This is a genomic window from Gracilibacillus saliphilus (genome assembly GCF_010994085.1).
Classification (GTDB): Bacteria; Bacillota; Bacilli; order Bacillales; family Amphibacillaceae; genus Gracilibacillus; species Gracilibacillus lacisalsi.
In genome coordinates this window covers 234,930-261,767 of sequence record NZ_WJEB01000001.1, presented here as the reverse complement: position 1 = coordinate 261,767, position 26,838 = coordinate 234,930, and the positions used below count along the sequence as shown (strand labels likewise).

Genomic DNA, 26,838 nt, shown 5'->3' with positions numbered 1-26,838 from the left:
TGAAAATAAAAATATCATCTGGATGGCATCAAAAACAGAATCTGATATAATATAATGATGGATTCTTTAAATAAGGATGGGATCAATTTGCAACAAATTCAAATGACAGAACAATCGATCCGCCAGCTTACTGGTGAACGTTTCTATAAACGAGGTTATCAATATTATCAAACAGGAAAAGTATACGGGCTTTCCTATAATCCGGAATCCAACTCTTGGCGCGGACTTGTAAAAGGGACAAAAATTTATACCGTTCGCATTTATTTTACGGACGACATGAAGGTAGATACGACATGCAACTGTCCTGCTTTTGAGACACATGGTACATGTAAGCATGTTGCGGCAGTGCTGTTAGCCATTACGCAGGATGCTCAATCTAATCGGAGGAAATTCGCAGTGGACCGTGGTGCACAACAAGCACCTACACAAGATACTGATCTGTTCGCTAAACAATTATTACATACATTTCGTGATAAAAAAGAACAGACGGAGACACCATTAGTGATTGAGACGGAATACCTTTTGTCCTTAACAAAGGCAAACAAAAACTCTCAGTATGCCCTTAGTATCGAAGTAAAAATCGGGGATAAAAGACCATATGTAATCCGTGATATTCGTGGATTTTTAAAAGCATTGAGTAGTGGTGACTCCTATAAAGTAAATCAAAGTTTTACTTTTGATCCATCGATTCATTACTTTACATCCAAAGATCAAAAAATGATCGAAATGCTTTTGACTTGTTATGAGCAAGAGCGCCTATTCGGAAACAGCTATGTTTTAAAGCTGGAGCAACCTAGAAGTATTTATATTCCTCCAAGCTTAATTGACCAATTGTTAGATCAACTAACGGAAATGGACTATGTATTTCGACATGAAAACAGTAAGGAATATCCAGCAATAGCAGTGAGCGAAATGAATGATCAGCTACAGTTTCATCTGGATTATCAACAGTCCAATAATTATACATTAGAAATGACCGATCTATCTGAATATTACTTTTTAGATAGTTATCGATACGTAATCCATGAACATCACTTTTACAAATTAACGTATCACCAGAAAATGATTTTAGAAAAATTGTTCCGTGTTATCCCTTTTCAAAATAAGAAAAAACAAATGATTTCGCCAAATGAAATGGATGTCTTCGTCAAAAATGTCATGCCGCAATTTGAACAGGTTGGTACATTAAATATGACGGAAAGAATGGAAAAGCAGATCAACACGGCACCATTACAGTCGAAAATCTATGTCGACGAAATAGATGGAGCCTTAAAAGCTGAAGTGGAATATCACTATGGTGAGTCCGTATTTACCCCTTACTCTGAACAAGGATCAGGAGAAACAATTGTTAAGCGCGAAACACACAAGGAGCAAGAAATAATGCAAATGCTTCGTGATGAAGCATTTATCGAAATGAACCAGGCATTTTATTTGTTTAATGATGATGCGATTTATTCATTCATCCATGAAGGTGTCTATCATATGGAAAACGTGGCATCTGTCTTCCTTTCAAGAAGTGTTAAACAAATGGTCGAAGGTATCGATCAAATTACCTTACAATCCAATGTCGACTATCGTCCGTCTGAAGGAATGCTAGATATCGAATTCGACCTGGAAGGTATTTCAGACGAAAATGTCGCAAATATCTTGCAAGCTTTAGTCGAGAAAAAGCGATTTTATCGGATCCCGAATGGAGCACTTATCCGTCTAGAATCAGATGACTTTTCTTCCTTTCAAAAGCTACAAAAGACGCTAGACTTATCTAAAAAACAGATGGAAGATGGCAAAATATCGATTCCAGCTGCTCGGAGTTTCCAGGTCGAAGAAGCATTGAATAAGACAGATCACCGCTTTAGTCAATCATTTCAGCAAATGCTAGAGCAGTTAAAGCATCCCGAGCAACTACAATTTGAATTACCAGATCAATTAGAAGCGGATATCCGCGACTACCAAGTCACTGGATTTCAATGGATGAAAGCATTATCGCATTATCATTTAGGCGGTATTTTAGCGGACGATATGGGATTAGGTAAGACATTACAGACGATCAGTTACATTCTGTCAGAAGCAAATGATAAAGCAGGGCATTATCAAGCACTCGTCATTGCACCTGCGTCCCTGTTATACAATTGGAAAAAAGAAGTTGAAAAATTCGCACCGACTTTGACTGCGGGTGTCATTATCGGACCTAAGCAGGATCGACAAAAATTGTTGCAAGAGCATCAAGATACCAATATTCTCATTACATCCTATCCGACGCTTAGGAAAGACCAGGATTTGTATGAAAATCATTTGTTTGATTGCATCATTTTAGACGAAGCACAGGCGATCAAAAATCATTTAACCTTAACAGCAAAAGCGGTGCGATCATTACAGGCGAAACAATTTTTTGCACTGAGTGGTACACCTATCGAGAATGCTTTGGATGAATTATGGTCGATTTTTTATACGATATCACCCGGACTTTTCGGCAGCAAAAAAGCATTCAGTAACCTGGATACAGATTATATCGCCAAGATTACTAGGCCATTTATTTTACGACGAGTGAAAAAAGAAGTACTGGATGAACTACCAGACAAAATTGAGTCTGTTCAATACTCCGAACTAACGAAGGAACAAAAAGAAGTTTATATTGGATACTTGCAACGGATCCAAAATGAACTAGATGAAACCATTGAAGAAAAAGGATTTGACCGTGGCAAGCTACAAATCTTAGCAGGTCTCACCCGACTACGACAAATTTGTTGCCATCCGAGCCTGTTTTTGGAAAATTATAGCGGACAGTCAGGTAAGCTCGATCAGCTGATGGAGTTAACAACTGAATTAGAAGCAAACGGTAAGCGAACCTTAATTTTTTCACAGTTTTCCAGTATGTTGGAAATTATCCGTGATACATTGGAAGCTAATGGTCAGGAAGTATTTTATTTAGACGGTTCCACTCCTTCAGAACAACGAATGAAGATGGTCGAAGCATTTAATGAAGGTGAAAAAGGATTTTTCCTAATTTCACTCAAAGCTGGTGGAACCGGTCTTAACCTAACAGGGGCAGATACTGTCATTTTATATGATCTATGGTGGAATCCAGCAGTGGAGGAACAGGCAGCAGGAAGAGCACATCGAATCGGTCAGAAAAACGTAGTACAAGTGATTCGCTTTATTACAGAAGGTACAATTGAAGAAAAAATTTATCAACTGCAACAGAAGAAACGCGAACTAGTCGATCAAATTATTCAACCAGGTGAAACGTTACTATCAAAATTATCAGAAGAAGAGATTCGCGAACTATTGCAATTTAATGAAAAACAAGAGAGCTGATGATCAGCTCTCTTGTTTTTCTAATCTGGTTTCTTGTACGTAACTATCATTTTCTTTCACAAACAATATTCCTAATTTGTGATGCTCGCCTTCATATAATGCGCGTTGTGCAAAGCGGATTTCACCGTTTAAGTCTTTCACACTTAATTTACAAAAAGCTCGATTTTGATTCACTGCTTGGTAAAAGCTTTCTTCATTTTCAACTGTTATTTCGTTCACTTTCACAATTCTTTCCCCAGGAATCAAACCTAAATCGACAGCTGGCGTATTTGGCAATGTCCCAAGTACTAATAGTCCTTTTTTGGCTGGACGGAAATACGGTGTATGCCGCTCTTCTGAAGAGCGGTGAACAAGCTGTATTAATTCTTTTCCTAAGAATGCTACAACAAGCGCAACAACTGTTAAAAATGGCACGAAGTAACTGCCTGCTGCAATTAGCAAAATCAACATCGCTAATAATGCAATCTTTTTGGATAGCCATTTGGCTGCATCACGTGGCAATCGTGACTTCACGATATATTCAAAACCGAAAACATATGGTAAAATCATCACCCCAAAAGACTCGCCAGAAATTTCTAATAACGGCCATTCCGCAAAAGGCTCTATCCACCCACCAGGTACTAAGGCAATAAATGGGATAATGGTCAGTTTTTTGATTCGATGCTGACCTAAATATTTACCGCGGCTGCTTTTTACCAGCTCCGGATATGTATCATCATGCTGTAATTTGGCTAAGAACCACGTTTCTGTTAGTAACAAGATACCGATAATAAAAGGTATATAAAATAAATCTGTTGCATCTAATAAGCTGAGCCAATTACTTGGGAGATAATCCTCCCCATATATGTTGAGAAAATACATCATTGCGGACACAATTGCTAACGAGTATCCTGCTGACAGCCAACTGAATCGGTTACCGATTGAAACGATTAACATAACAAGACCTAATAATAGAGCAAATGGCATGGAAATGACAAAACCAAACGCAATCGCTAAAATCGATAGGATCAACCCTACCATGACCGATATCGACCATGTATGTTTTGTCTCGTGAAAATACGGATATACTTTCGTTCCAAAATTTTGACGATCCTTTTTAATGCGCCAATAACCGCTCAGCATTAGGAGCATTATAAATAAATAGATAAACGGCTGCATAAAAACACGTGCTATAACTCCGCCAAATTCAATCAACCAATCCATCCCAAACAACCCCTCCCCAACAAACGTCATTAGAAACATTCGCCAATTCCTTTATGTAGTGGCGAAAGCTAGTTTTTTATCTATCTTAGTAAAAAATATGTATATTACTTCTATTATGATAAAAAAAATCAAATTTGGCTACCCATAATTTAATTTTAGTTAAAATGGTTGTACATTCTTCAAGTGCATTTTTTAGATTACACTTGTTATTGGACACTTTTGTGTGTTTGCTGGACACTTTTTTTAGTTTATTGGACACTTTTTACAGTTTATTGGACACTTTTCTTGATTTACTGGACACTTTCGAACATTTATTGGACACTTTTAAAAAAAGCTGTCATAGTGAATTCTATGACAGCTTGAGTGCTTGCTTATTCGGTTAGGGTGTCGATTGCTTTTTCTAATTGGTAATCATCTTCGTTGTTTCGGATTTTTTCGATGATCGTTGTTTGCAATACTTCTGCAGTCTTTTCATCTACTTCACCTGTTACATTCAGTTCTTGATCTTGCTGGAACGCCTCAACTGCCGCTTGGGTTTCTTCATTAAAATAGCCGTCTGTTCTTCCTGGTTCATATCCTAATCCTTCAAGCATAATTTGCACATTTTCAATTTTGTCATCACTCTCGTTAAAAGTTAATGATTCATCGACTTGGACAGGATTGGTGTAATAATAATCCGGCATCTTTTGTTCAATTGTTGGTTCTACCCCAACTTCATGAATTGAATTACCTTCAGGTGTTAACCATCTCATTCGAGTAATTTTGATTGTACTACCGTCTCCCATTGATACAGTCTGTTGAACTGTTCCTTTTCCAAATGATGTTTCGCCAACAATATCATAATCTAATGCTTCATTTAATGAAGCGGCTAAGATTTCAGAAGCAGAAGCACTACCTTCGTTAATTAATGTGACAATTGGATATTCTTTAGCAGAGCTTATGTCAGAGAAATATCTTGTTTTCTTGCCTGAAGGATCCTCAATTTGAAGATAAGGGGAATCCTCAGGAACAAAATTACTTAGAATTTCTTGAACAGAAGGTAACAAACCACCTGGGTTACCTCTCACGTCAATCACTAATCCATCAATACCTTGTTCCTCTAAATCCGCTAAGCCATTCTCAAAGTCACTAGCCGTATTCTCCGAGAATGAAGTCAATTCAATAATACCAATTAACTTTCCATTCTCTTCTCTTGTATCGACATAAACCGTTTCTAACGGTATCGCATCTCTAGTCAGTTCTACCTCTAACAAATCATCTACGCCAGGTCTCCTGATTTCCAATACGACCTGTGAACCCTTTTCACCACGTATTTTATTGACAGCTTCATAAAGGTCTAATCCTTCCACACTTTCCCCATCAACAGAAAGGATTTGGTCATTAGGCTTTAAGCCTGCTTTTTCAGCAGGAGAATCCTTTATCGGTGCAACGATCGTCACATTTCCCTCTGTCATCGAAACCTCAGCACCAATTCCTTCAAAAGAAGACTCAATTTGTTCATTAAATTGCTCCATCGTTTCCTGATCCATATAAACACTATAAGGATCATCAAGAGATTGAAGCATACCTTGAATCGCACCTTCAATTAATTGTGTATCTTCAACATCCTCCACATAATTTTCTTGAATAATGGAAAAAGCATCTACTACTTTAGACATTTTCCCCATGTTTTCTTCTATTGTTTCTTGTTGATCAGCAAGTTCTGTTAGTAAATCCTGATCTAAACTTGCTATATTACCATTAGAGCTTGTTCCATCTGCAAAGAAAGCCAAGCCTACATAAGTACCAACTGCCCCTAAAGCAATCGCTATAAACAAAAATAACACGAGATACCTTTTTCTAATATTCATTATTCCACCCCATAGTCTTAAATAAAGTGAGACTACCATCAGGATTTTTTATACCTCAGATGGTTAAGCAGAGTTAGCTTCCTGATCCCACACTCCACTTCTTTGTACTTTCAATTAAGAAGTGAGTTTTTTGATCCTTCCTAAAAATATCTTTACTTCTATATTATGAAGGTTTAAAAAAGACATCACAAGTATTTTGTGATGTCTTTTATTTTTTACTATTGTAATTTATATGTAGGTTTAACTATCTACATTAATTGAGGTAATTCATCGGGTTAACAGGGTTTTTGTATCCACCCGGATGGATTTCAAAATGTAAATGTACACCAGTAGAATCACCTGTTGTACCCATTACACCTATTTGGTTACCTTGACTTACTGATTGACCAACAGAAACATTCATACTTTTTAAGTGACCATACAGTGTTGAATATGTTTGTCCATCAATCGAATGAGTAATCATGACAGTATTTCCATAGCCACTCATCCATCCCGCATAGGAAACTACACCATCTGCAGCGGCTTTAATAACTGAAGCATCCCCTTTATCATTTCGAAAATCAGTTCCATTATGTGCCTTAACTACACCGTGAATAGGATGAACTCTACCTGGATCGAAATGGGATGAAACCGATCCACTCGTTGGTCGAATAAATTTACCATTTCCACCATTTGTTGCTTGATTTGAACTATTGGAAGAGTTATTAGTGGATTCTTTTGCTTCTTCCTCAGCTAGTTGCTCTAATCGATTTTTTTTCTGTTTAGCCTCTTCTATAGCTTGTTGAACGGCAGCTGCTTGGGCATCAACTAGTTGTTGTTCTTCTTCAGCTGATAATTTTATTTCATGTAACTCTTCTTCTTCTATTTCTAACTCTGCAATTAGTTTTTCTTTTTGGTTCATTTGTTGATTTAAAGTTCCCTGAATCTCATCTAACTCTTGTTTTTGTGCTACTAAAGAAGCCTTTGTATCTTCTAATCCTTTTTTATCTTCTTCTAATGCAAGTTGTTTTTCTTCCATTTCTTCTTTATTCGCTTCTACAGCAACTTTGTTTTCTTCCAATTTCTCTTTATCAGCTTCTTGTTCTTCCATAATTTTTTTATCAGAGTCCATGATTTTGGTTACTGCTGTAGCACGGTTGATAAAATCCCCAAAACTTTGAGCACCTAAGATTACTTCTAAATAACTTGTGTTACCGCCGTTCTGTTGAATCGAACGTAATCTATTTTTTAATAGTTCTTCCCGAGATTCAATTTTTTCTTCAAGCTGTTTTATTTCATCTTTTAATGCCTCTATTTCTTCCTTTAAGTCCTCTATTTCATCTTCTGTCTTTGCTATTTCTTCTTCTTTTTCTGCGATTTTATTGTTTGTTGTTGCTATTTCTTCTTCTTTTGCTTGCAATTTAGCTTGTGTATTTTCTATATCACTATTAATTGCATCCATTTCACTTTTTGTCTCTTGTTGTTGCTCTTGATTTTCATTAATTTTTTCCTCTGTTTCATTTACTTTACTTTCTGCCTCATTCGCTTCTTGGTTAATTTGACTCTTTTCCTCTTCTAATTCATCTAGTTTTTTATCCAAATCATTCGCTGATTCAGCAAAAACGGAAGTTGAAGAGAAAATGGTACCGATGATAAGTACAGTTAGGATTAAGTAACACCGTTTCATAGAATTTCCCCTCTCTAATCTGACAATTTCTCGTATTCTATTAAACTTTTAAGAATTTACGGACACTCATGAGACTTCCCCATACACCAATTGAAGCACCAATACCAACAATAATCAGTGAAATTTGTAATGCGAATGGATAGAAGTCCAAAATCGTCACAAAGTCAAATTGCTGCAATATTGCCATATTCTGTGTTAAGAAATAGTAACCTATTAGAATCACAGCTATCGGAATAATACTTCCTAATATTCCTAACAACATACCTTCCACAAAAAATGGCCAGCGGATAAAGTTATTTGTTGCACCAACCAATTTCATAATTCCAATTTCTTTTTTACGAGCTAAAATCGTAATTTTGATTGTATTAGAGATTAAGAAAATGGCAGTGAATACTAATGCTGCTATTAAAACTAGTCCTACATTTCTAGCATACTCATTAAATTTAAATAGTGTATCGACATATTCTTGTCCATAATTAACACGGTAAATAAAATCAAATTCTTCAATCTCTGATGCTATTCTTTCGGTTTCCAGCGGATCTTCTGCTTTGACTATGAAGGCATCATTTAATGGGTTATCTTGTTCATATAATCCCCAAGCTTGTCCTTGTTCGCCCATGCTGTCAATTAAATTTTCAAGTTCTTCTTCTTTCGTCACAAAATCCATGCTTTCAATACCACTTATATTGTTAATATTTTCTTCTATTTCATCAACATCACTCTGTTCAGCAGTTAACTCGATTAACGCCTTGATTTGGACATCATCTTCCAATTCATTTGCAATATGATTTAAATTCAGCATTAATACAAGAAATACTCCAACTAGAATTAACGTGGTCGTTACGGCACCAATAGATGCGATAGTCATCCAACCATTGCGCCACGTGTTCCTAGCACCTTCTTTGAAATGTCGCTTTAACGTACTAAACTTCATATCCATACTCTCCTCGATGCTCGTCACGTACAATCATACCGTCTTCCATAGCAATGACACGTTTTTTTACTGTATTCACAATTTCTTTGCTGTGCGTTGCCATTAAAATCGTTGTACCACTTGCATTAATTTCTTCTAATATTCTCATAATTTCCCATGAAGTTTCCGGGTCTAAATTACCAGTAGGCTCGTCCGCAATTAATAAACCCGGATGGTTTACCATCGCTCTTGCAATAGCGACACGTTGCTGTTCTCCACCTGATAATTCATCCGGAATAAAGCGGGCTTTATTTTTCAATCCTACTTGATCTAGGACAGTCATCACCCGTTTACGAATGTTCTTTGGTGATTCTTCAATTACCTCCAAAGCAAACGCAATATTCTCATATACTGTTAATTTAGGTAATAAACGAAAATCCTGGTAAACAACACCTATATTTCTTCGGAAATAAGGTACTTCCTTCCACTTCAGTGTTGTTATATCTGTATTGTTCACGACAACGGAACCTTTTGTTGGTACCTCTTCTCGAAATAACATCTTGGTGAAGGTTGATTTCCCAGCACCACTTTGCCCGACTATGTAGACAAACTCTCCTTGCTCAATGGTTACATCTACTCCGTTCAGAGCAACAACCCCATTAGGATAAGTCATATATACTTCTTGCATTTTTATCATAAAGTAATCACCTTTTTATCGTTTTATCTAACAATTCCTCGAATGATCCAATCAAATTTCGACGATCCATTCCACACTGTCTACATTATAACATCATTTTCGATATTTTTTACCTTAATTTTTATTACAATTTCATTTCAAGATGTTAAGAAACCATAACTTTCATACCTAAGTCCAGGGTTATGAACCAGTTAATGGAAATCATCGTTTGAATCCTTCACCTAGCACTTCTGTGGCATTCATTGCGATAACAAATGCATCAGGATCTATTGATTTAACAGCTCGCGTCGTTTTACTGAATTCATTTTGCTGAACGACACACATTAATACTTTTCGATCCTCATCTGTGTAGCCACCAGATCCTTTAAAAATAGTAACACCTCGATCAATATCATTCAACAAAATTCGACGAACTTCTTCAGGTTGATTCGTTATAACCATAACGTTTTTAGAGGTATTTAGACCTACTTGTACAAAGTCAATCGTTCGGCTCGTAATAAATAAACCGATTAGTGCATATAAACCTTCTTCAATCGAAAAGACAAATGATGCTGTTAAAACGATTAAGCCATCAAACACCGCTAAACATATACCCAGCGGCAACGCAGTATATTTATGTAATATTTGTGCTGCTAAATCCATTCCACCTGTAGAAGCTTTTCCACGAAAGACAACACCAATCCCAATTCCGACGATCATCCCACCAAAAATAGCTGCCAGCAGTGGATCAGCTGTCGCTGGTTGCAAATCTCTTGTCAAAAATACATAAAATGGTAAAATTATCGTACCAACTAGGGATTTTGCTCCGAAATTTTTTCCTAAAATCACAATTCCTGCGATAAATAACGGAATGTTCAATCCCCATTGCACAATCGATGGTTCCCAATTGAAAACAGCCTTTGTAATGGTACTAACCCCCGCTACACCACCTGACGCGATATTATTAGGTAATAGAAAAAGGTTAAACGCCATGGCGACAAAAAAGGCACCTACTAATACAAAAGAATAATCTAAAATTTGTCGTAACCAATTCGGCATTTGCTTTCTTCGATATCTTGCGATCATGTTTGCATCACTCCTCATTTGTTAATGACACAGTAAAACGAGCAAAAGGAGAGCTTCCCCTTTTGCTCGTAGTGTCTACACCGAGCACCCAGAAACTAGGTGCATTAAGGTTGTCTTATTAATTCATTACAGATCGTAGATAAGCATCAATAAAGTTGTCTATTTCTCCATCCATTACCGCTTGCGTGTTTCCTGTTTCATAATCTGTACGGTGATCTTTTACCATGGAATACGGATGGAAGACATAAGAGCGTATTTGACTGCCCCAGCCGATTTCTTTTTGTTCTCCACGAATCGCAGCCATTTCCTGTTGTTGTTTCTCAATTTCTAACTGATACAATTTCGCTTTTAACATTTTCATTGCTTGCTCTCTATTTTTGATTTGCGATCTTTCTGACTGACACGTTACAACTGTGTTTGTTGGTAAGTGGGTAATCCGGACAGCAGAGTCAGTTGTGTTAACGTGCTGGCCACCCGCACCACTCGAACGGTACGTATCAATTTTTAAATCCTCAGTATTAATCTCGATATCAATATCATCGTCCAATTCTGGAGTTACATCACAGGAGACAAACGATGTATGGCGACGTCCTGATGAATCAAACGGAGAAATTCGAACAAGACGGTGCACCCCTTTTTCTGCTTTCAAATAACCATAGGCATTATGACCTTTGATTAGCAGGGTAACACTTTTGACCCCTGCCTCTTCACCTGGTAGATAATCCAATGTTTCTACTTTAAATCCTTTTGATTCTGCCCATCTTGTATACAAACGTAAAAGCATGCTTGCCCAGTCCTGTGATTCCGTTCCACCTGCACCTGGGTGTAATTCCAATATGGCGTTATTCTTATCATATGGTTCACTTAAAAGGATAAACAATTCAAATTGATTAAGGGCATCGGTAAGAGATTGTACTTCATTTTCCAAATCCTCACGAAGGTCGTCATCATTTTCTTCTTTGACCAATTCATAAGAAACTTCCGCATTTTCTAATGATTCTTCGTTTTTATCAAAAGCTTGTACTAGCTCTTTTAAACCATTTGCCTCATTGATTATTTTCTGGGCTGCTTGTTGATCATCCCAAAAACTCGGATCTGTCATCATCTCATCCAATTCTGCGATCCGGGCTCTCTTGGCCTCTAAGTCAAAGAGACCCCCTGAAATCCGCTAATCGCTTAGCCATTTTGTCTAATTCTTGTTTAATTTCTACTAGTTCCATCTTTCTTCCACCTCATTTATCCTTATCTTCCATGACAATGCTTATACTTCTTACCACTACCACAAGGGCAAGGTTCATTGCGACCTACTGTTTGTGCTTTGACAAAAGGTCTTTTCACTTTTTTCTTCTGTTGATCGCCACCTGAAACAGCTTGGGTATCTTTTACTACTGCTTCACGTTTTAAATTTTCGCGGATTTGGGCTTTCAATACATATTTCGCTACTTCTTCATTAATGACATCAATCATCTGTTCAAACATCGCGAAACCTTCCATCTGGTATTCGCGCAGTGGATCATTTTGACCATATGCTCTCAAGTGAATCCCTTGGCGAAGTTGGTCCATTTGATCAATATGGTCCATCCACTTCGTATCAACCGTACGAAGAACGATGACTTTTTCAAATTCACGCATTCTCTCTGACGTAAATTCTTCTTCTTTTTGATCATATTTTTCCTTGATTTTGGCCATGATCAAGTCGGTTACTTCATCTTTTTCTTTACCTTTCAGATCATCTTCTGTAATCCATTCCTCTTCAAGTAGAGTAGCATGGATATACTCGATTAAACCAGTTAGATTCCAGTCCTCTGGAATCTCCTCAGCCATATAGGTATCTACAGCATTTTCCACGGTTGTTTGTATCATTTGTTCAATGATCTCACGTAAATTATCAGAATCAATGACATCAAATCGTTGCTTGTAAATAATTTCACGTTGTTGACGTAATACATCATCATAGGAAAGTATCGTTTTACGTGCATCGAAGTTATTACCTTCTACTCGTTTTTGTGCAGATTCTACTGCACGTGATACCATTTTACTTTCAATCGGCTGAGTATCATCCATCCCAAGTCGTTCCATCATATTTTTCATATTATCTGATCCGAATCGACGCATTAATTCATCTTCCATTGATAAATAGAATTGGGTAACACCTGGGTCCCCTTGACGACCGGAACGACCACGTAACTGGTTGTCAATACGACGAGACTCGTGACGCTCTGTACCAATAACAGCAAGTCCACCTAACTCTTTCACACCATCACCTAATTTAATATCGGTACCACGACCTGCCATGTTGGTAGCAATCGTCACGGCGTGTTTCTGACCGGCATTTTCAATAATTTCAGCCTCACGATAGTGATTTTTCGCATTTAACACATTATGTTTTACACCAGCTTTTTTCAACAGCTTAGAAATCAATTCAGACGTTTCAACCGCTACTGTACCAACTAGTACTGGCTGACCTTTATCATAGCGTTCTTTTATCTCCTCAACAACCGCTCTAAACTTGCCTTCCATCGATTTATAAATTAAATCAGCTTTATCTTCACGGATGATCGGCTTGTTCGTCGGAATCGCCACAACATCCATTGCATAAATATTGCGAAACTCCTCTTCTTCTGTTTTCGCGGTACCTGTCATACCAGCAAGCTTCTCGTACATACGGAAATAGTTTTGGAATGTGATCGAAGCTAGGGTCATGCTTTCGTTTTGAATTTGCAAGCCTTCTTTTGCTTCAATCGCCTGGTGTAATCCATCACTATAACGACGACCTTTCATTAAACGACCCGTGAATTGGTCGACAATCACTACTTGATCTTCTTCCACAACATAGTCCGTATCACGGTGCATTGCAACATGAGCTTTTAAAGCTTGGTTAATATGGTGCATCAATGTGACGTGGTTCAAGTCAAAGAGATTCTCAATGTTAAAGAAACGTTCTGCCTTATTCATCCCTTCTTCTGTTAACTGTACACCTTTTGATTTTTCATCATACGTATAATCTTCTTCATTTTTTAATGTTCGAACAAAAGAATTCGCTTGTTGATACATGCTTGCCGATTTTTGGGCCGTACCAGAAATAATAAGTGGAGTACGTGCTTCGTCAATTAAAATCGAGTCGACCTCATCGATAATGGCAAAGTGTAATGGGCGTTGTACCATTTGTTCTTTGTATAACACCATATTGTCACGCAAATAGTCAAAACCAAATTCATTATTTGTACCATATGTGATATCTGCTTCATAAGCTTCACTTTTTTCCTCTTTAGGCATTCCGTTTTGGTTAAATCCGACCGTTAAGCCTAAAAATTGATATAATTCTCCCATTTCTCTGGCATCACGATCAGCTAAGTAGTCGTTTACTGTGATAATATGGACACCTTTACCGGTTATCGCATTTAAATATGCCGGCATCGTGGAAGCGAGTGTTTTCCCTTCCCCTGTCTTCATTTCTGCAATATTGCCATTATGCATCGCTATCGCACCGACTAGTTGTACATAAAATGGTCGCATGCCTAACACACGATTCGCTGCTTCACGAACTACTGCATATACTTCAACTAATAGGTCGTCTAAAGATTCACCATTTTGATAGCGTTCCTTGAATTCTTCCGTTTTATTTTTTAAATCATCATCAGATAATAGCTGTATCGATGGCTCTAACGCTTCTATTTCATCTGCAATTTTTTCTAAACTTTTGAGTTGACGTTGGTTACCATCACCGAATACTTTTTTTAATAATCCACGCATTGTAGCCGCTCCTCTTTATCTTAAAATCGATACATGTTTTCTAAAATAAATTTCCATTCTCTATCATAACACTTGGATGATGAAAATTACAATAATCCGCTAAAAGTGCATGTTCAAAAAGTTGCCAAATTAGAAGCAAGAAGGTCGAGGCGGTGAAGTTTCGAGTAGCGGAACGTATACTTTTATATACGTGAGCACAAAGGAAAGCTTCATAGAACTACATCGCACGTCGGAAAAGTGTTCTTCTTTTCCAAGGAACGGAGAAGCAAGCCAACAAAGAGATTCGCCGCTTATCATTTGGTGACTTTTTGAACAACCTCTAAAAGAAAGGAGAAGCAATCGGAGGGGTCATGATTGCTTCTCGATTGAAAGGAAGAGTGGGGGTGATACTTCCCCCTTAAAAAGGAGCTACCCTTTTTATAACACAGGCCCATCGCAAAGCAAAATGGCTGTTTTTTAATTTTCATAACTTGGAGGTAGTAGAAAACAAGTTTTTTATTAGTCTGTTTTCTTGTTTTGAAAGTTGTAGCGTGTTAGAAAAAACGATTTTGTACTTTTTAATGAAAAGATCACTTTATAAACCAGCTCGAAATAACTCTTAGTAAAATGGATTTAAAACAAGGCTAGGACATAACTAAATAGGTAGAACGAGAATCCGAACAATCTGAACTAAGCGTAGGCAAAATACGCAGACTCTGCATGACGAGCACGAGCCGAAGATCCACTGTGTGAAGTGTTTTTTCTTCACACAGTTAGCTGAGGCCGTGCCCACGGAAAGCGAAGTATTTTGCCGAAGCAGTAAGTGTACTCAGACTTTAATGTTCGTATTTCTCCTATCTAATTACTCTTTTGTCCAAGCCTCTCTTTCACTTAAGCTAACTTATGACCGCAATTTCCACAAAAATTCATTCCTGCTGTTTTGTTCCCACAATTCGGACAAAAATTAGGAATTGCTCCTGATTGATTACCTCCTTGATTTTGTCCAAGTTCATTGGATGGTTGATTTTGATTCCTGCCTTTCATCATTTCCTGGGCCATGTTCATCCCCATCATCATACCAGCCATATCTGTTGCTGTATTACCACCTTCTGATTTTCCAGATGCAATGGCATCTGTCATTGAAACGTCTTTGTATCGATTCATATCACCAATCATACCATGTGAAGCAGATTTGGTGATCATATCTTGGATTTCGTTAGGGTAATTAAAGCTCATAATATTAAAGCGCGTGATTTCAAATCCATCACTATTCACTTGCATATCTAAGTCTTCTTTGATGCCATTGCTGATTTCAAAGGAATTTGCTTGGAGATTGAACATATCCTTACCTTCTTTAGTGATCCATTTCATTAATAGTTGATCCAGAATGGCTGTAATACGCAAGCGAACATCCTCTACTAAATAACTATTCTTCACACCTGCAACATTATCAATTAGTTTCAAATAATCGGTTACTTTAAATTGAAATGTCCCATTAGCACGAATCGGCATTCCACCTGGAAGCTGTGGGGTTGGAATATTAATTGCATTTTTTGTACCCCATTTAACGGTAAATTCTTTCGTATTAACAAAAAGAACTTCTACTCGCATACCACTGTTAAAACCGAACTTAAATCCTTTTAATGTCGACAGAAAAGGAATAATCTCAGATTCTATCTCATACTCTCCCTCATCCTTAAAGACACCTTCAATTTTCCCTTGATCGAAGAATACCGCATCCTGGCCAGGGCGGATAATCAATTTACTGCCTTTTTTAATTTCACGATTGCTCCATTTCCAAAAAATCATATCATCTCGGAACTCTTCCCATTCCACTACATTCGCTAATTGGCCTCTAAAAAAACTCATCATTCTATCCAATCCTTTCTATTATTTTAAAATCCGCCACTGCTTCCGGAGCGGGAATGCCCTACTTTTGTCATTCCTCCACCCCCTCCGCTACTATTGTTATTATTTTTTTGAATTTTCGTTTTCTGAACAGACTTTCTAATATACGTGTCACGCTTCTTCACCACTCGAGAGTTTTGTGGATCCATATAGGTTTGATAATTAACCGTGACACGGCCACCCATATTGAATATCATTGTTCCAACAATTACAGCACCGATTAATGCTGCCAATACTAACTGAAACCAAGTTTTCAAGAAGATACTATTAGGATTAATAATTGGATTTACACCTAGATAGTGGTCCACTTTTTCTAGAAACAGCTTGGAAGCTTCTATATAGTTGTCATCTGTTAACTGTGGAGTTATATATTCACGGATTTGAGTTAATCGATCATCTGATAAATAGTCCTCCGCTTTGCCAAAACCACCTAAATCTACTTGGCGATTTTTTATATCAATCGCTAAGATTGCCGTATCGCCATGTGCTTTATCATATCCAGGAGCTGTTTCATCATAGAAATCATTCGTATAATCCCCTAAATCTCTTGACCCAGGATCCCTGGTGGTAACAATGAGTAAGTCTGTTTTATTTTCTTCACTATATTCGTTGGCTAACTGTTCAAGTTCCGAGATCTCCTCATCATTGAAAATGCCTGCATCATCATAGATATATTGATTCTCCGCCATTATTGGTATGGTAAAAAGAAAGAATAGCATGAAAATAAAGAAACTATTTCTAATTTTTTTCATAGCAGATCACCACCTAGTAATATAGCAATCGTTTTTAACACAACAAACGATCCTCCAGCAATACTTGTAAACCAGATGGCCGCTTTTTTATAGCTGAGGGGTGGTTTACCAACGATTTTCCCGGTCTGACCGTTCATCGCAAAAGTGTGCTCCTGTTTATCGAAGTCATAATACACCATCCAAACAGGCAACAAGGCATAATAACTATTTTTTTGCTTGGTATCGATTTTTTTTTGCTGATATTGAACCGTTGAATAACCAGAAATTGTCGAAGAGACATATGAATCTATGAATGTCTTAATCTTCTCCTTCACTCTGCCAAACAATTCTTTATCGGTGTAATTGTATTTTTCAGCTAAATAGCCTGCTAAATAAGGTGTTTTAAATTCTTTCAACTCATTATAATGATAAGGCTCTAACTTATCCATTAACGTATCATCTAGTTTCTCTGAAGCGTCTACGGGAACCTTCAAGTAACTAACATCTATATCACGATAAACATTATAATAGCGTGTTTCGGTATAGCGATAGTCTCCTCGCCGATAGGTTCTCACCTTTGTAGCAGTCGCTTTTACTTCGATATCACTGTCCAAATCGTACATCCAAAATGGGACATACATACCTGTGATACCTTTTACCCGGTCAGCTGTCATGAATCCTTTCGGTGTCAAGCGGCCGTTTTTACACCATTTTTTGAATGCTTCCATTGCCTCTTCTTTACTAATGGTAAAAGGGATCACTTTTGTTGGGGCTAAGTCTCCAGACAAACGATCTGCCAAGACAACTCCTGCACCACAAAAGCTACAGGAAGTAGCTGTTGTATCTTGATCAGTTAAAACGATAGCTCCACAATTTTCACATTGGTACTCTTTCGCCTCATTTTCTTCAAATGATTGGGTAATATGAACATCCTCGTATGTATCGATATGCTCTTCTCTAAGACAGCTTTCACAGGATAGATGGCCTGATTCACTGTCAAAAGCCATGTCTGAACCACAACTCGGACATTTATAATGAACTAACATCCTCTCACCTCTATTTTGTTGTAAATGAATCTTCCCGCAATTCTAATAATGCTTCTGCTTCTGCTAATTCTTGTCTAACTTGTTCTTCATATTTCTCAACTTCAATCAGCGATTCAGCTTGTTTTTGCTTTACGTTTGCTTCTGTCTCCATTGCATCAATATATGCTATATCCATCCCTTGTCTTTGGTACAATGTCTGATAGATATCCTCCAATTTTTTTACTTTTTGCTTGAACTCTGCTTTTCTAGCATCTAACTGATCGATTTCAGCTAAAGCCTGTTGCTTCTGAAGCGCAAACGAATTCGTCTCTTCTTGCTGTGTCGCCTTTTCTTCGTATCGCTCAAATTTTTGCACCTTACTTTGCTGTTCAATGATCTGTTGTTCAAGGCGGAGAATTTTTGCTTTCATTGTATCTACTTTGGCTTTTAGTTCACGCAATGTCTGTTCTGTATCTTTTTGTAATTGATGTAAGTTCTTTTTTTCATTATTCACGTTACTTTTGAGAACTTTCTTTACTCTACTGAACAACCCCAAACTTATCACCTCTTTCGCTCTGTATTTATTATATACGATTTAAGGTAAATTTTGTTTCATTTTGTAAAATATGCTTGTACAAATACAGAAAAACCCGTTTCAACTCAATGTTGAAACGGGTTAGTCCTATGATATTCATTTTGGTTAAGTATAATTAACTTGGTTCAATCAGGCCGTATTTGCCGTCACGACGTTTATATACAACATTGGTATTCCCTGTATCTGAATTTTCGAAAACGAAGAATGCGTGTCCTAACATATCCATTTGTAACACCGCTTCTTCAGAATCCATTGGTTTTAAATCAAAACGCTTCGTTCTAACAATTTCTATTTCGTCATCTTCCAATTCTTCTGCTTCTTTTACTTGAACTGCTTCCCGTTCGAGTTCCGCAAATACGTGCTTTGGTGCACCTTGTTGGCGGAATTTACGGTTTACTTTTGTTTTATGCTTACGAATTTGCCTTTCTAGTTTGTCAACAACAAGATCGATTGCAGCGTATAAATCAATATGATTTTCTTCTGCTCTCAGTAATAAATTTGTCATTGGAATCGTTACTTCGATTTGTTGCTCATCATTATAGACACTTATATTCACATTTACATCAGAAGTGGGAGGAGTATCAAAATATCTTTCCAATTTACCTATTTTTCGTTCGACATACTCCTTAATGGCACTTGTCACTTCTACATTTTCTCCTCGGATGTTATATTTCATGAAAGTGTCCTCCTTTCAAACTATCAAGCTATAATAAGCTATATATCTATAATACCACAGATTGTAAAAATTAAACGAGTAAATTGTGAATAAATTTCATAATATTTTTACAATTACTTAACACTCGGGAGGGAAGTTCACAAAAAAGAACGACTTGATCCGCAAAAAAATAACCACTGCACCGTTTGCAATGGTTATTTCTTCGAATCTAAAAATCTGCCGTCAAAACTAGCGACATTTTTATATGGGTTTAGGTAAGAATGATTAGAGCGCGGTTGTTTTTTTGCGTTTCTCATATCTTTTTTGATGTGCTGGAATACGTTTTTCAATGCTTGATTCAGCTGTTGATCCAGTTCGATCGCTTGTTTCCCCAATTCTTGTTGTTCTGAAGAAAAAGGAGGGACAATTTCTTTTGTTAATGCAGCTCGTTCCTCGATTAATTGGCTTATTTTATTAATCGCTCTTTCACGTTGCTCATTGTTTAACGGTTGAGCTAACAGTTGCAGCATGATTTTGGTTTTTTCGACGTATGTTTTTAATGCTTCCATCAGGCATTAACACCTTGTCCATGCTGACGAATACGTTCTTGTTTAATCACTTCTTTCCATGTGTCACGGAAATTCTCGATTATTTCCCTGGCTTGTTCCAATTGCTCCAGGTCATTTTTGATGTTTGCTTGGGTTAACGCATGATAGGCAAAATCATATAAAGGCATGATCTCTTTTGCAATTGGAGCATCTTGATCTAATGTTACCATCAATTCACGGATAATATTCTGTGTTTTCTGGATCATTTCATTTTTAGTTTGATGATCGTTTGCTTCAATAGCCTTCTTTGCCTGTTTGGTAAATTTTAGGCAGCCATTGTATAACATCAATGTTAATTCACCTGGTGACGCCGTGTTAACGGAATTGTTTTGATATGCTTGATATTGTTGATAAGCCATAAAACGTACGCTCCTCTATTCATTGTTCCTATATTTTTTCGTCTACGATAAATCCCATTAGTTCTGCCATCGATGCATAGACATCGAGCATTTTCTTAGGTGGAATTTCTTTAACGACTTCCTCTGTATCTCGGTCTACAATGGTTACATAATAACGATCTAATTTATCATGTAATTCATACCGAATACTAGTGCTAGATGGTTCTAAAAAGGAATTAAGCCCATCTACCATACTTTCTAATTGGTCTTTATTTAACTCAACGTTCCCGTTTAATAATTGTTGTTTTGCTTGTTCATGGTTATTGGATCGCTCTCTTGCGGATGTGGATAGTTCAAGCGTAGATTCAGTCTGTTGCATGAGTGGAGATCCAGTGATCATTTTACCAACTTCCATGACAGTTTTCATCTCCTTATTCAATTGTTTCTATTAATATCGGAATCTTCAATAAAAGGTTTAGTATTTTTACCATTTTCTTTAGCAAAAAGGAACCTAAGTGACATCCACTTAGATTCCTTTTCCCCTATCAGCCTTTTAGCCTTTGATATCAATGTTACTACCAAGATGGGGTTGCATAGATGACTCTAGCATCTTGATCATATCACTAGATTGAGATTCTGCTTGATCTAGCGCCTTGTCCATCAAGGAAACACTTGCTTGCTGTTTCACTTGTGCTTGATTCATCGCAATTGACATTGCTGCTATATCCATATTAGAGCCCCCTTTCAGAAGGTTGCTTTGTTTATTGCATCATCATCCCGCCGAATTGCTGTTGCATGTACATTGCTTGTTGATTATATTGTTGCATTGCCTTTTCCATAGCGGTGAATTGTCGCCAGTAACGATTCTCTACTTGAGTTAAACGATCTTCGAATTTTTGAATTTGTTTATTTACATCATCCAAATTTCGCCCAATTGTAAACTGTTGATTCGTGGTAGTTGCGCGACCAGCACGTTCCGTAATACGATCCATGGTATTATTAACCGTATCTGTTAGCCGGTGCATAATACCTTGTTCACCATATTCTTCACCTGATCCACGGAATAAAGTCTCAACAGCATCTGGATCTTCTTCTAAAGCTTCTTTTAATTTTGATTCATTTATTTCTAATTTACCACCATCCAAGTAATTAGATGTAGTTGTAATTCCAATTTCCGCTAAGTGATTATATACACTTGATGTATCATTATTTACTGGAGTATAGAAATCAGTTCTCATACTTGATAAGCCACTTTGTAATATTGAATCTCTCCTTAACAGACCACTTTTTGCCATTTCCTCCCAATCTTCTTGTTGTTTTTCAGATAGTGATGCTCTCTGGTCATCTGTCAATGGATCATAGTCACGATAGTATTCTTCATTTACTTTGGAATTAATAGTATCAATCAATGTATTATACGTATCAACAAATTCTTTAATATTGTCATATACCGCTTCCGTATCATTCGATACATTGACAGAAACAGGTCCTTCATCCGCGGTAAATGTCTGTTTTAAATTAAAAGTTACTCCATCTATTTGAAAATTGTTTGACGTACGTTCTGTATCTTCTATACCATTTATTGAGAAAATTGCATTATCTCCACCTGTCTCAGTCGCATTGCTAAATCGGAGTACATCATCTATAAATGCTCCGCCAGTAATAATTTCATTTCCATCTTCGTTGAAATTCCCTGTTTCCTTTCGGCTTAATGTCAGTTGATCAGTGAAGGAATCGTACATCATCGACAATCCGATGTCAGAATTGTTTACCTTACTAATAACTTGATTTAGTGATTCATTACCTCTGACCAAGAAATCTTTGTGTGTCTCACCATTTTTGGTATGAGCACCTAATGAAAATGAAGAGTAATTTTGTTGATATTGCGCTGAAATAGATGTACCTTCATTCAACTCATTCTGGAAAGAAATTGCGCCTGTATTTGTATTGATCGTTCCAATTACATTTCCGTTATCCACTAAATCATATGTATCACCATTCGCTGAATTCTGATCTATTGTATATGTCCCATCAGAATTAGATGATCCCGTAATATTCAACTCAAAACTATTAATATCGATAGATCTACCACTTAACCGTATACTACTAGTTGGTTTAGTAAGCTCTGTTTCATCGATATTAAGACCATCATGTGCATATTCAGCTTTAACTTTATCACCTTGTTTTAAAACACCGGCTGCAAAAGTAAGCGTGTTATTATTTTCGTCTAATAACACTTGATTCTCACTTAGGTCAGCTTGGGTAACACCTGTGACAACTTCATATCCTTTACCATTAAGCTGAACATTTAGTGCAGAGCTGTCTACTGATCCATTTGCATCTAACGCGATTGTTTCATCATTTGCAGATGCCGTAATGGTCTCATTCTCAATTGCTCCTTGTTGCCATGAAATCCCGGTAGCTAGTTTATCATTTTGACTGTATAAACTTTTAGATGAATCTAGTTTATCTGTATCTGAAGTTGAAATTGCTCCTTCATTTTTTAACTTTGCAGCAGTTGCTAACTGTTTGACTTCTGATATTTCAAATGAAGTTTGACTTGCTGCACTTGATGCAGTGGCAGTTAATTTTGATTCATCAGTTGAAGATACTTGTCTTGCACGAAAACTTGTTGTTAATTTCATATTTGTTAAAGTTGAACGAAAATCAAGTAACAATGTATTCATAGCACGGTAATCATCACGTTTCCATTCCAACAATTGTTTTTCTTGTTGCATTCTCTGAAGCGGCATACTTTCTGCTTTCATTAAATCGTTAACCATTGAATCAATATCCATACCACTGGCAAAACCACTTATTCTCATATACAATTCACGTCCTTTTTTTGTCATTATTACTTCTATTATCGGATAAAGAAGTCATATCTTTAGTAGATATAGCTAAAAAATGCTAACCAAGTATTCCTAGCTAGAAGATACTTATTTTATACTTAAAAGAATGTCGCTTTATGCGAGGCTCTATCCGTTGGAAATATAATTCTCTCCTTGGATATCTATCCAAAGAAGGAGAGTTCCTTTCAACGAAGAGAAATATGGCATCCAATAATCAGAAAACACGAACAATAAAATCGTTGTTCGTGCTCTCGTCACCATCAAATACTTCTTTCTCAATCTTATTTTTGCTTTATCTGATCCCATATATCGTTCAGTTTACTCTCATCATCACCGTAGAAACTTTGATTACCATAACGGATATCATCATACCATCGCTCCAACTGTACTAATTGCTGATTTTTCTCTGTTAATGCCAATACTTCATGCGCGGTCAGCGATTCACGCCATTTTTCTTGTTTTTTGACATCACGGGCAATCCGGCGATATAGAAATCGCACCTTTTCTTCGTTTGTCATTCGTTCAAATTTCGGCTTCCTTTTTGTTATTTGACGGAAGGCTTCCGTTATTTTTTCCTGATTTTCTTTTCGCCATTTCTTCCAGTCAAAAAGGCTTTCCTTCTCATCTCGGTAATCTGTTGCCGTTTCTGCTACTTGTTTCTTGCCGAATACTTGTTGAATCATTTTCCATAATGAAAGGATTGCTCTAATAAGCAATCTGCGGAATTTCTTAAAAAGAATTGCAATAAACAAGAGAATCAAAATTGCTACCAGTACTAATCCCATAATATATGTTAACGCATCGATCAACTCCGCAAACCTAGAAGGCTCCTGCTCTTCTGCAGCTGGAAATGCAGGCATTTCATTAGCTGGTTGGGGCTCCTCGATGATTTCATTATCATTTTCAGACAATGAAGTAAGCCACATAATCGACTGAATGATCGATCGTACACCTTGATAAAGCGCTGATTGGACTACCTGGAAATTGGTGATCGCAAATACAACTAACAGAGTAATGATTAAATATACTCGATTTAATTTTGTAATTTCTGGAGCCATTTTGTTCTGCTTATCTTTTGCTAGCGACTCTTTATGCAAATGCTCTTGATTGGTGATAAATAACATGATGATGATAAACAAAAAGCCCGGATAACTGATCCAATGTTGGTACCCTTCCAGTGAATTAATATTAATAAAAACAAGGTAACCAACGAAATAGACAGGCATGCTGACTGCCCAAAAGATCCTACTCGGTAAAATATCTTGCCATTCATTTTCAGCGTGCTGAATTCCGCGATAGGAAACGACTAGACTGAACAGCAATCCAGGAATAAATGCCCAGATAGTTGGTGATACCATCCAACTGATGATCATAGTGATAACTGCTGCACTAATCAGTACCTTCCAGCGATTATTTAGCCAGCAACGAATAAAATAAGAGACAGTAAATAAAACAAGTAAGGACAGAAACCAATAGTACAAATCAGGTTCAGCAAATAAAAGCACACCTACGATTAAGAAAACCGGGAAGAATCCAATAAACTCAATCACTCCGTGCATAATCGGGGAAATATGTTGTTTTAGTTTAGCTGGCATCGGCCTCTTCCCCCTTTTCTTGCTCTTCACCAATGATAACCACTTCTACTGCATTGCCGAGACTTTCTAACTGAGCAATCTGCTTTTCCATTTTTTCCGTTCTTCTAATAGCAAAAATAATCATATCTGTCTTGGTTAGCCCTTGGTCAATATCTTCCTGCAAAAAGGCACGAAAATTTCGGCTACGGTCCATCTTCACTTTTGCGATGGCATCTAAAATATACGCTATTTGCTGACCACTGTTCGATGGTTCCACACGTACAGACGGTTTGATCCGCTCTGTTGTATTCGTAAATGGTTCGACAAAATAACCATTACAGCCGAAACCGGTAGAAATTCCCTGTTCGATCGCATAGTTTGCTAAAGAAGCTGCATAGGATAATCCTTTCTCCACCATTTCAGGTTGTTCAATCGGCATTCGGATATCTTCGTTCGTATCAAAATTAACATAGATCATTAGATGATGATCGGCGGTGAAATCCTTCTTATTAATTTGTAATGATTGTGTTCTTGCAGTTGCTTTCCAGTTAATCGAATTAAGCGGATCACCTTGCTGGTACTCTCTAATCCCTGCTTGTAAAAAGGGATCCTCGACGATCCATCTTTTTACGGTAATATCTCCTAACCAGCTATGAGATGGTAACGGAATATCATCCAATGGTACGAGTTTCGGATAAACGGTGACCGCTGTACTTGCCTCAAAAGAATCAAATACTTCACCAAAACCGACACCATCCCCTGTTGTAACTGAAACGGTGTTTAACTGATAATAGCCACGTTTGGTTCCGATCAACCGATGCCGGCGAGTCACTTTTTGGTAGGGTAACAAACTGAACAGTGTACGGTGGAACATTTCTCCTTGCTTCTGTTGTTCTTTTTCCGATTGGGTAATAAGATAAGGACTCATTTTCGACTCTAAGCGGATCCATGGAATAGGCAACAGTTTTTTGTTGGCAATTTCATCCACCATTTCGATTGTTTCTCCTTCAAAGACCGCATCCTGCTTAAAAGCACGTTGATAAGTTATCCCTTTTAACCCAAACTTACTATACAGCATTCCTTGTAAGAAAATAATAATTAGTAGTACTACAATGATCCAAGCTATATTCATTCTCGGATCAGTTCCTTTTCAGCCTCTGTTGGAACAGCAACTTGACGTAAAACATCATTCAGTACACTATCCACTTCTCCCTGCTTCACACCAATTCTTTGAGCAAGGACAATACGGTGGCCTAATACAGGCTTTGCCATTTTCTTAATATCATCCGGAATCACATACGTTCTGCCTTGTAATAACGCATATACCTGTACTGCTTTTAACAATGCTTGGCTTCCACGAGGGCTAACCCCTAATGCTACACTGTCATGCTCACGTGTCTGTTCCACAACATCCATCAAATAACCAAGCACATCTTCACTAATGTCCACTTCACTATATATTTCCTGCATCTTCACAATCTCATCCACAGTAACAATCGACTGCAATGCATCTAATGGATTCTCCGCCTTGAACCGCTTAAGAATCTCCAGACCTTGCTCACGAGTCGGGTAACCCATATTGATTTTTAATAAAAAGCGGTCTAACTGTGCTTCCGGTAATGGAAAGGTACCTTGACTTTCGATTGGGTTCTGGGTGGCGATTACTAAGAAAGGCTTTGTTAATGTATGCGTATTGCCGTCAATCGTCACCTGTCGCTCTTCCATACTTTCCAGTAAACTGGACTGTGTTCGTGGTGTCGCACGATTAATTTCATCTGCTAATAATATATTGGTAAAAATCGGTCCTGGACGAAATTCGAACTCGCCTTTTTGCTGGCTGTAGAAATGGATACCAGTAATATCAGTTGGCAATAAATCGGGAGTGAATTGAATCCGTTTGAAATCCCCTGCCAGTGATTTAGCTAATGATTTTGCCATCAGCGTTTTTCCTGTTCCCGGTACATCCTCCAAAAGAACATGACCCGAAGAAATCATCGCCACTAATAGTAGGTCAATTGTATCGTCCTGCCCCACTACAACCTGATTGACATTTGCTTTTATTTTGCTCGTTATCTGTTGAATTTCCATTAATTCCATCAATTAAAAACCCC

The 26,838-nt window shown here is 37.4% G+C and carries 22 protein-coding genes; 1 reads left to right on the top strand and 21 read right to left on the bottom strand.

Annotated features, from left to right (window positions below; translation table 11 throughout):
- The first annotated feature begins 87 nt into the window (after nt 1-87).
- Entirely contained in the window at nt 88-3,315 is a 3,228-nt protein-coding gene (locus tag GHT08_RS01050) for a DEAD/DEAH box helicase (RefSeq protein WP_163579032.1), read from the top strand.
- Nucleotides 3,316-3,318: 3 nt separating this feature from the next.
- Here GHT08_RS01050 and GHT08_RS01045 read toward each other — a convergent pair whose 3' ends face one another.
- From GHT08_RS01045 to GHT08_RS00945, 21 genes are all read right to left on the bottom strand, one after another.
- Nucleotides 3,319-4,518: a PDZ domain-containing protein gene (locus tag GHT08_RS01045; RefSeq protein WP_163579031.1), complete on the bottom strand. Its 1,200-nt coding sequence runs from the start codon at nt 4,516-4,518 to the stop codon at nt 3,319-3,321.
- A gap of 371 nt (nt 4,519-4,889) precedes the next feature.
- Entirely contained in the window at nt 4,890-6,368 is a 1,479-nt protein-coding gene (locus tag GHT08_RS01040) for a S41 family peptidase (RefSeq protein WP_163579030.1), read from the bottom strand.
- A gap of 253 nt (nt 6,369-6,621) precedes the next feature.
- Nucleotides 6,622-8,034 carry a murein hydrolase activator EnvC family protein gene (locus tag GHT08_RS01035; protein WP_163579029.1) on the bottom strand — a complete coding sequence of 471 codons (1,413 nt, stop codon included), beginning with the start codon at nt 8,032-8,034 and terminating at the stop codon, nt 6,622-6,624.
- A 40-nt stretch (nt 8,035-8,074) separates the two neighbouring features.
- Nucleotides 8,075-8,968, bottom strand: coding sequence for a permease-like cell division protein FtsX (ftsX, locus tag GHT08_RS01030; RefSeq protein WP_163579028.1), 894 nt, complete (start codon nt 8,966-8,968; stop codon nt 8,075-8,077).
- Nucleotides 8,958-9,644, bottom strand: a complete 687-nt coding sequence (gene ftsE, locus GHT08_RS01025; protein ID WP_163579027.1) for a cell division ATP-binding protein FtsE — start codon at nt 9,642-9,644, stop codon at nt 8,958-8,960. The genes ftsX and ftsE overlap by 11 nt, the downstream gene beginning before the upstream one ends.
- Before the next feature lie 201 nt (nt 9,645-9,845).
- Entirely contained in the window at nt 9,846-10,709 is an 864-nt protein-coding gene (locus GHT08_RS01020; protein WP_193568271.1) for a YitT family protein, read from the bottom strand.
- A gap of 118 nt (nt 10,710-10,827) precedes the next feature.
- A protein-coding gene (gene prfB / locus GHT08_RS01015) for a peptide chain release factor 2 (RefSeq protein WP_163579026.1) occupies nt 10,828-11,929 on the bottom strand; the annotation gives its coding sequence in 2 pieces (ribosomal slippage) (nt 10,828-11,856 and nt 11,858-11,929; 1,101 coding nt in all).
- 22 nt (nt 11,930-11,951) lie between these two features.
- Nucleotides 11,952-14,462 (bottom strand): preprotein translocase subunit SecA, encoded by a 2,511-nt coding sequence (gene secA / locus GHT08_RS01010; RefSeq protein WP_163579025.1) that lies wholly within the window; start codon nt 14,460-14,462, stop codon nt 11,952-11,954.
- A gap of 870 nt (nt 14,463-15,332) precedes the next feature.
- The gene (locus GHT08_RS01005; protein ID WP_163579024.1) at nt 15,333-16,310 is read right to left on the bottom strand and encodes an SPFH domain-containing protein; all 978 of its coding nucleotides are present in this window, start codon (nt 16,308-16,310) and stop codon (nt 15,333-15,335) included.
- Between the two features lie 26 nt (nt 16,311-16,336).
- Nucleotides 16,337-17,101 (bottom strand): TPM domain-containing protein, encoded by a 765-nt coding sequence (locus tag GHT08_RS01000; protein ID WP_163579023.1) that lies wholly within the window; start codon nt 17,099-17,101, stop codon nt 16,337-16,339.
- On the bottom strand, nt 17,098-18,126 hold the full coding sequence (locus tag GHT08_RS00995) for a TFIIB-type zinc ribbon-containing protein (RefSeq protein ID WP_163579022.1): 1,029 nt from the start codon (nt 18,124-18,126) through the stop codon (nt 17,098-17,100). The genes GHT08_RS01000 and GHT08_RS00995 overlap by 4 nt, the downstream gene beginning before the upstream one ends.
- Before the next feature lie 10 nt (nt 18,127-18,136).
- On the bottom strand, nt 18,137-18,661 hold the full coding sequence (locus GHT08_RS00990; RefSeq protein WP_163579021.1) for a hypothetical protein: 525 nt from the start codon (nt 18,659-18,661) through the stop codon (nt 18,137-18,139).
- Between the two features lie 154 nt (nt 18,662-18,815).
- The gene (gene hpf / locus GHT08_RS00985) at nt 18,816-19,376 is read right to left on the bottom strand and encodes a ribosome hibernation-promoting factor, HPF/YfiA family (RefSeq protein WP_018930994.1); all 561 of its coding nucleotides are present in this window, start codon (nt 19,374-19,376) and stop codon (nt 18,816-18,818) included.
- Nucleotides 19,377-19,570: 194 nt separating this feature from the next.
- Complete coding sequence (gene fliT / locus GHT08_RS00980) at nt 19,571-19,924, bottom strand: flagellar protein FliT (protein ID WP_163579020.1); 354 nt, start codon at nt 19,922-19,924, stop codon at nt 19,571-19,573.
- On the bottom strand, nt 19,924-20,322 hold the full coding sequence (gene fliS, locus GHT08_RS00975; protein WP_163579019.1) for a flagellar export chaperone FliS: 399 nt from the start codon (nt 20,320-20,322) through the stop codon (nt 19,924-19,926). Before fliS ends, fliT begins: the two co-directional genes overlap by 1 nt.
- A gap of 28 nt (nt 20,323-20,350) precedes the next feature.
- Nucleotides 20,351-20,716: a flagellar protein FlaG gene (gene flaG, locus GHT08_RS00970; RefSeq protein ID WP_163579018.1), complete on the bottom strand. Its 366-nt coding sequence runs from the start codon at nt 20,714-20,716 to the stop codon at nt 20,351-20,353.
- A gap of 138 nt (nt 20,717-20,854) precedes the next feature.
- Nucleotides 20,855-21,031: a YjfB family protein gene (locus GHT08_RS00965; RefSeq protein ID WP_100361070.1), complete on the bottom strand. Its 177-nt coding sequence runs from the start codon at nt 21,029-21,031 to the stop codon at nt 20,855-20,857.
- Between the two features lie 31 nt (nt 21,032-21,062).
- On the bottom strand, nt 21,063-23,153 hold the full coding sequence (fliD, locus tag GHT08_RS00960; RefSeq protein WP_238343481.1) for a flagellar filament capping protein FliD: 2,091 nt from the start codon (nt 23,151-23,153) through the stop codon (nt 21,063-21,065).
- Between the two features lie 281 nt (nt 23,154-23,434).
- Nucleotides 23,435-24,748 carry an acyltransferase family protein gene (locus tag GHT08_RS00955; protein ID WP_163579017.1) on the bottom strand — a complete coding sequence of 438 codons (1,314 nt, stop codon included), beginning with the start codon at nt 24,746-24,748 and terminating at the stop codon, nt 23,435-23,437.
- Nucleotides 24,738-25,859: a DUF58 domain-containing protein gene (locus tag GHT08_RS00950; protein ID WP_163579016.1), complete on the bottom strand. Its 1,122-nt coding sequence runs from the start codon at nt 25,857-25,859 to the stop codon at nt 24,738-24,740. Before GHT08_RS00950 ends, GHT08_RS00955 begins: the two co-directional genes overlap by 11 nt.
- Entirely contained in the window at nt 25,856-26,824 is a 969-nt protein-coding gene (locus GHT08_RS00945; RefSeq protein ID WP_163579015.1) for an AAA family ATPase, read from the bottom strand. Before GHT08_RS00945 ends, GHT08_RS00950 begins: the two co-directional genes overlap by 4 nt.
- Nucleotides 26,825-26,838: the final 14 nt, after the last annotated feature.

Bases quoted from the DNA above. Each gene is read 5' to 3' on its own strand.
- fliD (WP_238343481.1), bottom strand. From the start codon at position 23,153: ATGACAAAAAAAGGACGTGAATTGTATATGAGAATAAGTGGTTTTGCC.
- flaG (WP_163579018.1), bottom strand. From the start codon at position 20,716: ATGGAAGTTGGTAAAATGATCACTGGATCTCCACTCATGCAACAGACT.
- GHT08_RS00965 (WP_100361070.1), bottom strand. From the start codon at position 21,031: ATGGATATAGCAGCAATGTCAATTGCGATGAATCAAGCACAAGTGAAA.
- fliT (WP_163579020.1), bottom strand. From the start codon at position 19,924: ATGGAAGCATTAAAAACATACGTCGAAAAAACCAAAATCATGCTGCAA.
- GHT08_RS00955 (WP_163579017.1), bottom strand. From the start codon at position 24,748: ATGCCAGCTAAACTAAAACAACATATTTCCCCGATTATGCACGGAGTG.
- hpf (WP_018930994.1), bottom strand. From the start codon at position 19,376: ATGAAATATAACATCCGAGGAGAAAATGTAGAAGTGACAAGTGCCATT.
- GHT08_RS01045 (WP_163579031.1), bottom strand. From the start codon at position 4,518: ATGGATTGGTTGATTGAATTTGGCGGAGTTATAGCACGTGTTTTTATG.
- GHT08_RS01005 (WP_163579024.1), bottom strand. From the start codon at position 16,310: ATGAGTTTTTTTAGAGGCCAATTAGCGAATGTAGTGGAATGGGAAGAG.
- GHT08_RS00950 (WP_163579016.1), bottom strand. From the start codon at position 25,859: ATGAATATAGCTTGGATCATTGTAGTACTACTAATTATTATTTTCTTA.
- GHT08_RS01035 (WP_163579029.1), bottom strand. From the start codon at position 8,034: ATGAAACGGTGTTACTTAATCCTAACTGTACTTATCATCGGTACCATT.
- ftsX (WP_163579028.1), bottom strand. From the start codon at position 8,968: ATGAAGTTTAGTACGTTAAAGCGACATTTCAAAGAAGGTGCTAGGAAC.
- secA (WP_163579025.1), bottom strand. From the start codon at position 14,462: ATGCGTGGATTATTAAAAAAAGTATTCGGTGATGGTAACCAACGTCAA.
- GHT08_RS00945 (WP_163579015.1), bottom strand. From the start codon at position 26,824: ATGGAATTAATGGAAATTCAACAGATAACGAGCAAAATAAAAGCAAAT.
- fliS (WP_163579019.1), bottom strand. From the start codon at position 20,322: ATGGCTTATCAACAATATCAAGCATATCAAAACAATTCCGTTAACACG.
- GHT08_RS01040 (WP_163579030.1), bottom strand. From the start codon at position 6,368: ATGAATATTAGAAAAAGGTATCTCGTGTTATTTTTGTTTATAGCGATT.
- GHT08_RS01020 (WP_193568271.1), bottom strand. From the start codon at position 10,709: ATGATCGCAAGATATCGAAGAAAGCAAATGCCGAATTGGTTACGACAA.
- GHT08_RS01000 (WP_163579023.1), bottom strand. From the start codon at position 17,101: ATGAAAAAAATTAGAAATAGTTTCTTTATTTTCATGCTATTCTTTCTT.
- GHT08_RS00995 (WP_163579022.1), bottom strand. From the start codon at position 18,126: ATGTTAGTTCATTATAAATGTCCGAGTTGTGGTTCAGACATGGCTTTT.
- ftsE (WP_163579027.1), bottom strand. From the start codon at position 9,644: ATGATAAAAATGCAAGAAGTATATATGACTTATCCTAATGGGGTTGTT.